This is a genomic window from Brevibacterium sp. FAM 27836 (assembly GCF_051351055.1).
Classification (GTDB): Bacteria; Actinomycetota; Actinomycetes; order Actinomycetales; family Brevibacteriaceae; genus Brevibacterium.
The window spans coordinates 2,949,788-2,962,222 of sequence record NZ_CP195711.1 but is presented as its reverse complement, the minus strand read 5'-3'; the positions used below and the strand labels follow the sequence as shown (position 1 = coordinate 2,962,222).

Below are 12,435 nucleotides of genomic sequence, written 5' to 3'. Positions count from 1 at the left end.
CCGGGCTGCCCGGGCCGTCGAGTCGGCCGAGTGCGTCAGTGCCTGCCGTGGATGAGTTCGTCGACCACCTCGGCGAGGGCATCGGCGAATCCGGACGCGGTCACGGCCCGCTGCCCGACGGCGTTGTGCACGAGGACACCCAGGCCGGCCAGGCGCGCCCATTCGTTGCTCGGCAGCGGTCGGTCATCGCCGTCGTAGCGGTGCCGGGCCGAAGCGATCGCGGTCAGCGTGCCGAGGATGCCGGCGAGCACGTCACCGGACCCGGCCGTGGCGAGGTTCGCCGGTCCCGGCTCGGGCAGGACGATGTGGCCGTCGGGGGTCGCGATGATCGTGTGATGGCCTTTGAGCAGGACGATCGTGCCGGTCAGCTCCGCGGCCTGCCGCGCCCACCCGATCGGATCCTCACCGATCCGGGTGGCCGTGATGATCTCGCCGAGGAGGCGGCTGAGCAGCCGGGCCAGTTCACCGGCGTGCGGGGTGATGATGATCGGGCGATCGGCCATCCAGGTGCCGGCCATCGCTTCGGCACGTCCGACCATGTCGAGGCCTCCGGCATCGATGATCACCGGAATGTGGGTGTCGGTGAGGGCGTCGACGACGGCCTGGACGAATTCGGGTTCGGGGTCACCGGGCCCGAAGACGACGGCGTTGACCCGGCCGGAGGCGCTGACGACCTCGGGGTGGAGTCCGATGACGAACTCGGCGACGAAGGCGGATCCGAGGTAGCGGACCATTCCTGCTCCCGTATTCACCGCCGAGGTGGTCGTGAGCACCCCCGCTCCCGGATAGTCCTCGGAACCGGCGAGGACACCGACGACTCCGCGGGAGTATTTGTGGCCGGCGGCGTCGGGGCGGGGGAAGTCCGTGACGAGGTCGTCGGAGTCGAGGAGTTCCGCGAAGGCGAGTCCGGTGTCGAGGCCGAGCCCGATGTCGATGACATCGATGCTCCCGGTGAATTCGTTCACGCGCGGGTCGACGAGTTCGGCTTTCAATCCGCCGAAGGTCACCGTGCGATCGGCGTGGAGACGGGTCTCCGCGCCTTCGGCGTCCGGGCTGAGATCAGAGGGAACGTCGACGGCGAGGAGGCGCCCGGTCCGGTGCGGGGCCCAGTCGGCGAGGAGTGAGGCGATGTGTTCGGGCAGCCCGCGCCGACCGCCGGTGCCGAGGATGCCGTCGAGGACGAGGTCGGCTCGGACCAGTTCGTGCAGGGCCTCGGCGCGTGCGGGGCCAGGTGCTGGTGCGGTGGAGGCGTCCGCCTCGGTGCGGGTGGGCCCGGCGGGAGCGGTGTCGGAACCGGTCGCCGTGAACGCGAAGACCTCGGCTCCGGCGCGGCGAGCTGCGCTCAGTCCCTCGTCGTGAGTGCGGTCGAAGAGGGTGATGATCGCGACGGCGGCACCTCGCCTGGCGAGCGTTGCCGCGGCGAAGAGGGCATCCCCGGCGTTGTTGCCGGGACCGGCCAGCACGCACACCCGGGCACCGGCGATCTGTCCGCGGTCGGCGGTCAGGGTGTCGATGCTGATGTTCGCCAGCGCCCGGGCCGCTCGGGCCATGAGCGGGACACCGGCTTCGAGCAGCGGCACTTCGGCGTCGCGGATGACCTCGCTCGGGTAGGCAAACACACTCATCGACTGCTCCTGCTCATCGTCTGAACTCGGTTCCTCATTGCACCGTATGCTCTCTCACCCGTCGAGGCCAGAGCGGTCAGCGGGCGAGGGAGCGTCTGCACGCGGCTGACCCGCATCCCGGCGGGGCCGCGCTCGGCCGGGTCTAGGCCTCGGCCAACTGCGCGAGCCTGCGTCCGGCGAGGTGGGCGAGGAACAACGCCTGGTCGGCCAACCCTTCGTCGCTGTGGCGGGCGCGCGGGGAATGGTTGGCCTCGCGTTCCTCGACCGGCAGGTTCGGCAGCGCCACCCCGAAGTGGCCGTACGCTCCCGGCACCGCATCGAGAACGCGGGAGAAGTCTTCGGAGCCGGGCAGCGGGTTCGCCTTGCGCACCGTCCGCTCCTCACCGAAGAGGTCGGTGAAGGTCGACAGGAAGAACTCCGCCTCAGCGTCGTCGTTGATCGTCGGGGGAAGGATCTGCTCGTACTCGACCTCGGCGCTCAGACCGTGGGCGGCGACGAGGGCACGGACGAGTTCGGGCAGTTCCGCCTCGGCGCGGGCGGTCACCGCTTCGGAGAAGGTGCGCACGCTGACGACGAGGCGGGCACTGTCGGGGACGACGTTCGGGGCGGTGCCGCCGTTGAACTGGCCGACGGTGACCACGAGCGGGTCGAAGATGTCGAAGCGGCGGGTGACGTACTCCTGGAGCTGGCCGACGAGCATGGCCCCGACCTGGATCGGGTCCTTGCCGGTGGCGGGCCGGGACGCGTGCGTGCCCTTGCCGCCGACGGTGATCGTCATCTTCGAGAACGCCGCCATGTACGGACCGGGCCGGGAGCTGGCGACGCCGAGGTCGGCATCGGCGGAGACGTGGATGCCGAACGCGGCCTTGACGCGGGGACCGGCGGCATCGAGGACGCCTTCGTCGATCATCTTCCCTGCCCCGTCAAAGCCTTCCTCGCCGGGTTGGAACATGAACACGACGTCGCCGGGCAGCGAATCGCGGTCGCGGTGGAGGAGTTTGAGGGCACCGACGAGCCCGGCCGTGTGCAGGTCGTGACCGCAGGCGTGCATCCTCCCTGAAGTGGCGGCGAAGTCGAATCCGGTCGCCTCGGTGACGGGCAGCCCGTCCATGTCACCGCGCAGGAGGACCGCGGGCACCACACCGGTCGAGTCGTTCTGCCGGGCGCCGCCGCGGAGGACGACGACGATCGAGGAGAGGTTCTCGCCGGTGCTCACTTCGACGTCGAGACCTTCGATGGCCTCGAGCACGAGTTTCTGCGTGACCGGCAGATCGAGTCCGACTTCGACGTTCTCATGCAGCGCTCGGCGCAGGGACACCAGCCCGGGCGCGATGTCGTTGACGTCATCGGTCGTGGGCAGGTGGACGCTGTCGGGCCCGGCGAAGGACCGGGTTGCGGCGGGGTCTGCGGCAGTGATTGCGGGGTCGTTGGGAAGAGAGCTCATGACCTGAGTCTATTGCCTGCTTCCACGCCCGTGGAGATGCGTCTGGGTGTCCGCTGCCGGGTGGCCTATCGCTCGGGCATCTCGCCGAGGCGCGAACCCTTCCCGTACATCGAGTGGGTGAAGTGCTCGGCGACACCGTCGATGTCGGGACTCAGCGACGGCCCCTCACCCTCGGCGATGACGAAGGTCATCGTCAGGTGCGCATCGTGGGTGATCGACAGGTGGATGTTCGTCCCGCCGATGGCCCGGAAGTGCTCGAGCACCAGTCCGCGCAGACGAAACGACGGGGCACCGGATAAGGCAGGGACCACCTCGGCGGACTGCCAGGGCAGCCAGCCGGGGAAGCCGATCGCCTTCTTCAGCGCCTCCTTGGCCGAGAACCGCGCCGCCAGGGACGCGTCTGTGCGGCGCTTGCCGTTGCGTTTGAGCTGCTCGCCGGGTGTGAGCAGACGGTCGAGGAGTTCAGGCACCCGCTCGATGTGCTCGGCGAAACGCGGCACATCGGCGATATCGGTGCCGATACCCAGAATGGCCATCGAATCGTCCTTATTCGACCGTGACCGACTTCGCGAGGTTGCGCGGCTGGTCGACGTCGAGGCCCTTGGCTGTGGCCAGCTCCATGGCGAAGATCTGCAGCGGCACGGTCGTCAGCAGCGGCGCCATGAGCGTCGTCGTCTCGGGAACGGAGATGACCTCGGAGGCGAACTGATCGACTTCCTCATCCCCCTCCTCGGCGATGACGACGGTGTTCGCACCGCGGGCGCGCACTTCCTGGATATTCGAGATGACCTTCGCATGCAGCGAATCGCGGCCGCGCTTGGACGGCACGACGATGATGACGAGCTGACCGTCGTCGATGAGTGCGATCGGTCCGTGCTTGAGCTCACCGGCGGCGAAGCCCTCGGCGTGGATGTAGGCGAGCTCCTTGAGTTTGAGCGCCCCCTCCATCGCCACCGGGTAGCCGACGTGACGACCGAGGAACAGCACGGAGCCGACCTCCTGGTTGCGGTCGGCCAGCGCCAGCACCTGCTCCTTCGTCTCGTCGAGGATCCGCTGGACCTTCTCCGGGATGGTCTGCAGTTCGGAGAGGATGGTTCCGATCTCGTCGCGGAACTTGTTGCCGCGCAGCTGTGCGAGGTAGAGGCCGAGCAGGTAGCAGGCGACGACCTGGGACAGGAACGCCTTCGTCGAGGCCACGGCGATCTCGGGACCGGCGTGCGTGTAGAGCGCGGCATCGGATTCGCGTGGGATCGTCGAGCCGAAGGTGTTGCAGATCGCGATGACCTTCGCACCCTGCTGACGCGCGTGGCGGACGGCCATGATCGTGTCCATGGTCTCCCCGGACTGGGAGATCGCCACGACGAGGGTCTTCTCCGTCACCACGGGATCCCGGTAGCGGAATTCGTGGGCGAGTTCGACCTCGGTGGGGATGCGGCACCAGTGCTCGATCGCGTATTTCGCGACCTGGCCGGCATAGGCGGCGGTGCCGCAGGCGATGACGACGATCTTGTCCACGGATTTGAGCACCGACTCGTCGATATGCATCTCGTCGAGCGTCAGCCGACCCTCGGTGTCGAGACGGCCGAGCAGCGTATCGGCGACGGCCTGGGGCTGATCGTGGATCTCCTTGTCCATGAAGGACGCGAAGCCGCCCTTCTCCGCCGAGGCGGTGTCCCAGTCGACCTCGAAGCGCTCACCCTCGACGGGGTTGCCCTCCGTGTCGGTGATCGAGACCTCGTCGGGGGTGATCGTCACGACCTCGTCCTGACCGATCTCGACGGCCGTGCGGGTGTAGTCGATGAAGGCGGCGACGTCGGAGCCGAGGAAGTTCTCCCCCTCCCCGAGGCCGATGACCAGCGGCGAGTTCCGACGGGCGGCGACGACCTGACCAGGAGCGTCGGCGTGGACGGCCAGCAGGGTGAACGCGCCCTCGAGCTCGGTCGCTGTAGTGCGCATGGCGGCGGTGAGGTCACCGGTGGCCCTGTAGTTCTTGGCCAGCTGAGCGGCGGCCACCTCGGTGTCGGTTTCGGAGAGGAACTCGACGCCCTCGGCCACGAGGTCCTTCTTCAGGTGGGCGAAGTTCTCGATGATGCCGTTGTGGATGAGCGCGAGCTTGCCGTCGTCGGCCAGGTGCGGGTGGGCGTTGAGATCGGTGGGTCCGCCATGAGTGGCCCAACGGGTGTGGCCGATGCCGGTCTGAGCGGCCGGCAGCGGGTGGGCCTCGATCTCCTCGGTCAGGGCCGAGAACTTTCCGGCCTTCTTCGCCGAGGCGAGCTGCCCATCGTCGGTCACGAGCGCGACTCCGGCCGAGTCGTAGCCGCGGTACTCGAGCCTCTTCAGGCCACCGAGCACGACGTCGAGCGCCAGATGATCGGCATTGTCAACGGGGGCCTTGGATACATAGCCAACGATTCCACACATGAGGGAGATTTTACGCACTCACGGCCGATCACGTGTATTTCGGCGAGTCACGATCGGGTCAACGTGACGAACTGCACGTGCGACGGAGACTTCGGCGCCGCCTCGGCGCGGGTGGGTGCGGAACGGCGGACCACCTCGGCGCGGGTGGCTTTCATGACCCATGACACAATGGGCGCATGAGCAAAGTCGATCCTCAGCTGGACCGCGCGCGGCGGCTCGCCGGCCTCTACACCGCCCGGCGCAGCGAGCCGGATACGACGTCCCCGTTCTGGGAATTCGATCGCGAGGTGTGGGGCACGCTTGCCCAGGCCACCCCGCTGCCGCTCAAGCAGCGCGATATCGAACGTCTGCGCGGGCTCGGTGATCGGATCAACCTCGACGAGGTGGCCCAGGTGTACCTGCCGCTGTCACGGCTGCTCAACCTCTACGTCTCCGCCCGCCGGGCGAAACACGACCTGACCCGGGAATTCTTCTCGCCGTTGCACGAACTCGGTTTGGAACCGCAGGAGGCCAAGCGGACCCCGTTCGTCATCGGCGTCGCGGGATCCGTGGCCGTGGGCAAGTCGACGACCGCGCGTGTGCTGCGTGAGCTGCTCGCCCGCTGGCCCGACACGCCGCGCGTCGAACTCATCACCACCGACGGGTTCCTCTACCCCAACGCCGAACTCGACCGGCGCCGCCTCAACGGCCGCAAAGGATTCCCCGAATCCTACGACCGACGCAAGCTGCTCAAGTTCATCTCGGCCGTGAAGTCCGGTGCTCCCGAGGTCCGTGCACCCGTGTACTCGCACCACACCTACGACATCGTCCCCGGCGCCGAGGTGGTCGTCCGCTCCCCCGATGTGCTCATCGTCGAAGGGCTCAACGTCCTTCAGCCCGCCCGTCCCCGCCAAGACGGAGCCGTAGGGCTGGCGATCAGCGACTACTTCGACTTCTCCGTCTACGTCGACGCGCGGTCGCGCGACATCCGACAGTGGTACATCTCCCGGTTCCTCAAGCTCAAACACGGTGCGTTCCAGGACGAGGACTCCTACTTCCACCGGTACTCACAACTCAACGACGACGAAGCGATCACCCTGGCCACGGAGATCTGGGACTCGATCAACTTCCCGAACCTGCGCGAGAACGTCCAGCCCAGCCGCGGCCGCGCCGACCTCGTGCTCCACAAATCCGCCGACCACACGATCCGGAAGGTGCAGCTGCGCAAGCTGTGAGCCGCGGTGTTCGGGCGGCCACCGGAGTGGATGCTCGGGCGCCTCTCGAAGTGGGTGTTGGGGCGCGGCTCGCGACGGGTGCTCGGGCGCGGCTCTAGGCGGGTGTGAGCGGGGTCGCCGGCGGCTGAGGAAATAGTTTCGCCCCTCGCGCAGTTGCACTGTGTGCACTGTTTTACTCTCCGCCGGAGGGCTACCCGCCCTCAGCGACGACCGGATGCGGGCGATCCCTGCATCGGCGCAGGTGCGGCGCATTTCTGCGGGATCTCTCGACCCGCTCGAGTGCCTCGTGTCCGATCGGCTGCGTCCTGCGCAGTCTCGGTCGCTTCGGCAGCAGAAAGGGACCCACTATGAGTATGCCTTCCGCGCACCGTGTGATGTACTCCTCGGTCAAGAACCAGAAGACACCGCAGACGACCATCCAGCCGGGCATCTACCGGAGGATCGCCGCATACGCGACCCGGCACAAGCGCAAGCTCATCGTCTTCCTCGTCCTCTCCGTCCTCACAGCGGGAATCGGCGTGCTCAACCCGGTGCTCGCCGGTGACGTCGTCAACGCCATCACCGGCGGCGGGCCCGTATCGACAGTGGTGTGGCTGGCTGTGGCCATCGGCGGTCTGGCGATCGCCGACGCCGCGATCTCGATCACGAACAGGTATCTGTCCTCCCGCATCGGTGAGGGGCTCATCTTCGATCTGCGCACGGCCGTGTACGACCATGTGCAGTCGATGCCGATCGCCTTCTTCAACCGCACCCGCACCGGCGCCCTGGTCTCCCGGCTCAACACCGATGTCATCGGCGCGCAGCGGGCGTTTTCGAACACTTTGTCGGGAATCGTGTCGAACTTCGTGTCCCTGGCGCTGACCGTGGGTGTGATGGTCACGATCTCCTGGCAGGTGACGGTGATGTCGATCCTCCTGCTGCCCCTGTTCATCATCCCCACCCGTATGCTCTCGGGGAAGCTCGCCTCTCTGCAGTTCGAGGCCGCGAACAACTCCGCGGACATGTCCACGCGGATGACCGAGAGGTTCTCGGCCGCCGGTGCGACATTGATCAAGCTCTTCGGCAATCCGCGCAAGGAGAACGAGGAGTTCGCCGACCGTGCCGGTCAGGTCCGCGACATCGGCGTCAAGGTCGCGATGCTGCAGTCGACGTTCGTGTCCTCGCTGACGCTGGTATCGGCTCTGGCCCTCGCCCTGGTCTACGGTGTCGGAGGTGCTCAGGCCGTCCTCGGCAACCTCAATGCCGGGCAGGTCGTGACCCTGGCACTGCTGCTCACCCGGCTCTATACTCCACTGACCATGCTCGCGAACGCACGCCTGGACATCCAAAGTGCCGTCGTGTCGTTCCAGCGCGTGTTCGAGATCCTCGACCTCGTGCCCTACTTCAAGGAACCCGAGAAGCCGCGTGCGCTGCCGGCCGGCGGGTTGGACGTGTCCTTCGATCACGTCGACTTCGCGTATCCCAGCGCTTCTCAGGTCAGCCTGGCCAGCCTCGAAGACGTCTCCGTGCTCGATTCCCGCGGCGGCGACGAAGTCATCCACGACCTGAGCTTCACGATCCCCGCAGGACATACCGTCGCTCTCGTCGGTTCTTCGGGTGCCGGCAAGTCGACGATCGCCTCGTTGTTGCCGCGCCTGTATGACACCACCGGCGGGTCTGTCCGGATCGGCGGGGTGGATGTCCGCGACCTGTCATTCTCCGATCTGCGCGACGCCGTCGGCGTGGTCACTCAGGACGGTCATGTCTTCCACGAGTCCATCCGGGCGAACCTCGCGCTCGTCAACCCCGACGCGACCGAGGAGCAGATGCTCGAGGCGATCGACCGGGCGCAGCTGTCAACCGTCATCAATGCGTTGCCCGACGGCTTGGACACGGTCGTCGGCGAGCGCGGGTACCGTCTGTCCGGCGGTGAGCGTCAGCGACTGACGATCGCCCGGATGCTGCTCGCATCCCCGGAGATCGTCGTCCTCGACGAAGCCACCTCGGCGCTGGACTCGACGAACGAGGCGGCGATTCAGCGGGCGCTGGCTCAGGCGATGCACGGTCGCACGGCGCTGGTCATCGCGCACCGGCTGTCGACGATCCGGCAGGCCGATACGATCCTCGTCGTCGAGGCCGGGCGCATCGTCGAATCCGGTTCGCACGCGGAACTCGTCGGCCGCGGCGGCCGCTACGCCGAGCTCTACGCCACCCAGTTCGCGTCGAGCTGAGCGTCGACGGACCGCGCGTCGGAGCGACTCGCCATCACTCCACAGCCACACTCCAACGCAGCCGTCGACAGCTCGCTGATGGCTGCTCGTCGATCGCTTGCTGATGGCTGTCACATGGCAGTGATCGTCGTCGTATTCTTCCTCTGCCTCGCTCCGATCATCGACTGCTGAGATAGGAAACCGGAGGACGACGGGACAACGAACAGCCCGAAAGCTCGTGAGGTTCGTCGAGGTATTCCTCCTGGTGTCTTATGCCTCTACGCTGATCGGATGGAATTGCGCGTAATGGGGCGCGTGGAGATTCTCCATGATGGTGTGGCCCGAGGGGTACAGGGACGCACTCAGCGAGCCCTCCTGTCTCTGTTGGTTCTCCGGCTCCGGGCATGGACGCCGGCATCGCTCATCGTCGAAGCCCTGTGGCCGGACGGATGGTCCGAACGTGCTCACACGCGCCTCCACGTCCAAATCCACCGACTGCGTCGGCAGTTGGGAGACGGCGTTCTGCTGAGTTCGGCATACGGCTATCGCCTCGATCTCGCACAGTCCGCCGTCGATGCATGGCGCTTCGAACACAGCGCCCGATCCGCTCTTGCCGGTGACCTGCCCGATCACGATCTCGAGACCCTCCGCCATCTTGAACGCGTTGCGTCCCTATGGGAGGGCGAACCGTTTCCCGGCGTCGACCTGCCCGAGACCGCAGCCTGGCAGTCCGAGCTCAGGGACCTGTACACACAGGTGCGGGAGAAGTGCTCCGAATTCCATCTGGAGTTCGGCGACGGTCGCACGGCGCTCAGGCTGCTCACTCTGCTGACACAAGAACAGCCGGAGAACGAGCACGCCCAGGTTCTGCGATTGTCGGCACTGCAGCAGACGGGGCGGGCCACGGAACTGCCCGAAGCATTCACGCAGGTCAACCGCGCTCTCGCGGACCTGGGGCTCGATTCGGCCCCGGACCTCATCGCCCCTCACCAGCCGCTCTCGCGTCTGCGGGAAGAGGCGATCCGCTCCGACCTCGCCATCGTCGACCCGGCCGGTGAACTCATACCCTGCAGCGAGGACGAGACCGATCCGACGATGCGCGGATCGGTGCTGCGTCGAGAACTCGCGTACATCCTTATGGCCACAGGTCGACCCCATGAGGCACTGACCGTGCTGGAGCGTTTGGAGGCCCTCCACTCGGGGCTGGGACACGAGAATCAGTGTGCGATCCTGCTCCGGGACATGGTGGCAGTCATGGCGCTGATCGGCGACCTGCGCCGGGCTCTGCGCCTCCTCGGTGAGGCGTCGAGGCTCGACGGGCGAACGACGGGAACCGATGCGATGCTGCGGATCATCCGGGCCCTGGTCCTCACCCACATGTCTCGACTGAATCGAGCCGAGGAGTCACTGACCGCCGCAGGCGAGCCGACCGGGCCTATGTCACGCCAAGTCATGTGGTGGCGGACCCGAAGCCAGATCGACAGGAGGGCCGGTCGACAGCACCATGCCGTGGTCGGAGCTCTCACCGCTTTGGACATCGCCCGACGGGCCAGTGCCGAAACCGATGAGGGGCCGCTTCTGCTCGATGTCGCCTGTTCGAAACGTGATGCGGGCGATGTCGAGTGCTTCGACTGGTACCGAACCGCTCTCCTGTGCGCTCACGAGACGATGCGCATCCCCTTGGCCGCCGGTACCCATGCGTCGATGGCCAAAGCCCAGTTGATGTGGGGGCGGCCGAAGACCGCGATCGTGCACGCTCGAGCCGGACGCGAACTGGCACAGTGGTCCGGTTACTGGCTCTTCGCCGGTCGAGCCGCCGCACGCCTCGCCGAGGCGGAAGAGCAGATGGGGGATGCACCGTCCGCTCTCCGCCACCGACGTGAGGCGCAGTCTCACTACCGCCGCATCGACTTCCCGGTACCGTTCACACACCGCACCGCGGCGAGTCCGGGTGCAGGCACCGGGATCACCTGTGAGCCAGCGGCACTGGGTGATTAGCTGCGAACAGATTCTCAGGATCGTAGGCGCTCTTCACCCTCGTCAGCGTCAGCCATTCGCGTTCACCGTAATTGTCACCGACGTCGACCGGTTCTTCGGCGAAGTTGAGGTACCGACGCCCCGTGCTCCATGGCGACATCGTTCGAACCAGATGGGAAGCGTCCGAATGTCCGCGCGCTTCGTTCTCCGCAGTGTCGGCGATCGCCACACCGAAGAGCAGGAAACTCCCGTCCAATCGGCTGAGCACACCGCCGTCGGGATTTCGCCGTGATAGGGCTCCCCCGAGCTGACGCAGCTCCGCCGACAGCAGAGCGTGCTCGGTTCCGGGTCCGACTTCGGCAAGGAATGCGTCTACCGCCTCATCCGTCAGGCGCCCCAGCAGGGCTGTGTCGCCGGTGACCGGGGTCGGCCCCAAAGGATCCATATGGAGGCGGGCGATCGCGCTGGGCGGCACCTGGTCGAAGGTGTCGACCCGCGGGGACAGTGCCCTGAGCGGAGCGAGAATGCTGTCGGCCTGGTCTTCTCTTCCCAGGACGGCGCCGTCCATGCAGACGACAGGGCGACCTCCCACCGATTCCGGGATGTCCGGGGCCTCCGGGAGATTGAGGATGCGCATCGAGGTGGTGATCTCATCGGGGGCGCCATGTGCCCATTTCGCCCAGGAACGTACGACCCGGTCAGCATCGTCGATGTCCCAGACCATCATTCCTGCGTGCACGGTCTCCAGCGGATACAGCGAGAATTCGAAGGAGGTGACGATGCCGAAGCTGCCGCCTCCCCCGCGCAGAGCCCAGAACAGGCTCGGATGCTGACGATGGTCCGCACGGATCAGGGAGCCGTCGGCCAGGACGATCTCCACGGCGGTGAGACTGCTGGTGGCCATTCCGAGTCTGCGCCCGTACAGGAAAATCCCGCCGCCGAGCAGGTATCCGCCGACTCCGACATCTGGTGACGAGCCATGCAGGCAAGCCAGACCGTGGCGACCAGCGGCGTCGATGACGTCGCCCCACAGCGCTCCGCCCTGCACCTTCGCCATCGCTGTCGACGGATCGACCTCGACCGCGGTCATGGCGGAGAGCTTGACCAGGACGGTCGATGCGAGGTCGTGTTGGACCAACGGGCCTGCGTTGTGACCCGTGCTCACCGGGGCGACCTTCAGTCCGAGCTGTCGTGACGCGGTGACGACAGCGGACACCTCGGCGGCGGTGGTCGGTTCCGCGATCGCTGCAGGCAGCAGATCGACGGCGGTGTTCCACAGCGTTCTGGCACTGTCGTACCCGGCATCGCCGGGAAGATAGATCGTCACCGGCTCGACCATCGCGGCCAGTTCGGCGGCTGAATCGGTCGTATCCTCACGTGCGACATCGGTGAGGACCGGCTGGGATTGCAGAGTCATAGATCTCCGATCGTTGGAAGATGTGAGGTTCTGTACCGACGGCGGTCGACTCTGATCCGTCGTCGGATGGCTCGATCCTCGCAAGCGGCGCTTACATCTCGCTTACGTCGGCGAGCGGAGCCTTTCGTCGTGCTGCCCGCTGCCGGAA

At 66.7% G+C, this 12,435-nt stretch carries 8 protein-coding genes; 3 read left to right on the top strand and 5 right to left on the bottom strand.

Features of this window, described 5'->3' with window-relative positions; translation table 11 throughout:
• Positions 1 to 35 precede the first annotated feature (35 nt).
• The 4 genes from ACSE4D_RS13235 to glmS form a co-directional block, all read right to left on the bottom strand.
• The gene (locus ACSE4D_RS13235) at positions 36 to 1,625 is read right to left on the bottom strand and encodes an NAD(P)H-hydrate dehydratase (protein ID WP_436326082.1); all 1,590 of its coding nucleotides are present in this window, start codon (positions 1,623 to 1,625) and stop codon (positions 36 to 38) included.
• A gap of 142 nt (positions 1,626 to 1,767) precedes the next feature.
• On the bottom strand, positions 1,768 to 3,069 hold the full coding sequence (locus tag ACSE4D_RS13230) for a M20 metallopeptidase family protein (RefSeq protein WP_436326081.1): 1,302 nt from the start codon (positions 3,067 to 3,069) through the stop codon (positions 1,768 to 1,770).
• 65 nt (positions 3,070 to 3,134) lie between these two features.
• Positions 3,135 to 3,605 carry a holo-ACP synthase gene (locus ACSE4D_RS13225; RefSeq protein ID WP_436326080.1) on the bottom strand — a complete coding sequence of 157 codons (471 nt, stop codon included), beginning with the start codon at positions 3,603 to 3,605 and terminating at the stop codon, positions 3,135 to 3,137.
• A gap of 10 nt (positions 3,606 to 3,615) precedes the next feature.
• Positions 3,616 to 5,490 carry a glutamine--fructose-6-phosphate transaminase (isomerizing) gene (gene glmS / locus ACSE4D_RS13220; protein WP_426937300.1) on the bottom strand — a complete coding sequence of 625 codons (1,875 nt, stop codon included), beginning with the start codon at positions 5,488 to 5,490 and terminating at the stop codon, positions 3,616 to 3,618.
• Positions 5,491 to 5,666: 176 nt separating this feature from the next.
• Between glmS and coaA the strand changes: the two genes are divergently transcribed.
• The 3 genes from coaA to ACSE4D_RS13205 all read left to right on the top strand — a co-directional run bounded on the left by coaA (position 5,667) and on the right by ACSE4D_RS13205 (position 10,891).
• The gene (gene coaA, locus ACSE4D_RS13215; RefSeq protein ID WP_135540231.1) at positions 5,667 to 6,704 is read left to right on the top strand and encodes a type I pantothenate kinase; all 1,038 of its coding nucleotides are present in this window, start codon (positions 5,667 to 5,669) and stop codon (positions 6,702 to 6,704) included.
• Positions 6,705 to 7,051: 347 nt separating this feature from the next.
• Positions 7,052 to 8,914 (top strand): ABC transporter ATP-binding protein, encoded by a 1,863-nt coding sequence (locus ACSE4D_RS13210; RefSeq protein ID WP_135540233.1) that lies wholly within the window; start codon positions 7,052 to 7,054, stop codon positions 8,912 to 8,914.
• 270 nt (positions 8,915 to 9,184) lie between these two features.
• Positions 9,185 to 10,891: an AfsR/SARP family transcriptional regulator gene (locus ACSE4D_RS13205; protein ID WP_135540234.1), complete on the top strand. Its 1,707-nt coding sequence runs from the start codon at positions 9,185 to 9,187 to the stop codon at positions 10,889 to 10,891.
• Here ACSE4D_RS13205 and ACSE4D_RS13200 read toward each other — a convergent pair.
• Positions 10,860 to 12,287, bottom strand: coding sequence for an FAD-binding oxidoreductase (locus ACSE4D_RS13200; protein WP_135540236.1), 1,428 nt, complete (start codon positions 12,285 to 12,287; stop codon positions 10,860 to 10,862). The two genes, ACSE4D_RS13205 and ACSE4D_RS13200, sit on opposite strands and share 32 nt — an antisense overlap.
• Between the last annotated feature and the right edge of the window lie 148 nt (positions 12,288 to 12,435).

What these genes read in the sequence shown, in the direction of transcription:
- ACSE4D_RS13235 (WP_436326082.1), bottom strand. Translation starts at nt 1,625, where the DNA reads ATGAGTGTGTTTGCCTACCCGAGCGAGGTCATCCGCGACGCCGAAGTG.
- ACSE4D_RS13200 (WP_135540236.1), bottom strand. Translation starts at nt 12,287, where the DNA reads ATGACTCTGCAATCCCAGCCGGTCCTCACCGATGTCGCACGTGAGGAT.
- ACSE4D_RS13230 (WP_436326081.1), bottom strand. Translation starts at nt 3,069, where the DNA reads ATGAGCTCTCTTCCCAACGACCCCGCAATCACTGCCGCAGACCCCGCC.
- ACSE4D_RS13225 (WP_436326080.1), bottom strand. Translation starts at nt 3,605, where the DNA reads ATGGCCATTCTGGGTATCGGCACCGATATCGCCGATGTGCCGCGTTTC.
- ACSE4D_RS13205 (WP_135540234.1), top strand. Translation starts at nt 9,185, where the DNA reads ATGGAATTGCGCGTAATGGGGCGCGTGGAGATTCTCCATGATGGTGTG.
- glmS (WP_426937300.1), bottom strand. Translation starts at nt 5,490, where the DNA reads ATGTGTGGAATCGTTGGCTATGTATCCAAGGCCCCCGTTGACAATGCC.
- ACSE4D_RS13210 (WP_135540233.1), top strand. Translation starts at nt 7,052, where the DNA reads ATGAGTATGCCTTCCGCGCACCGTGTGATGTACTCCTCGGTCAAGAAC.
- coaA (WP_135540231.1), top strand. Translation starts at nt 5,667, where the DNA reads ATGAGCAAAGTCGATCCTCAGCTGGACCGCGCGCGGCGGCTCGCCGGC.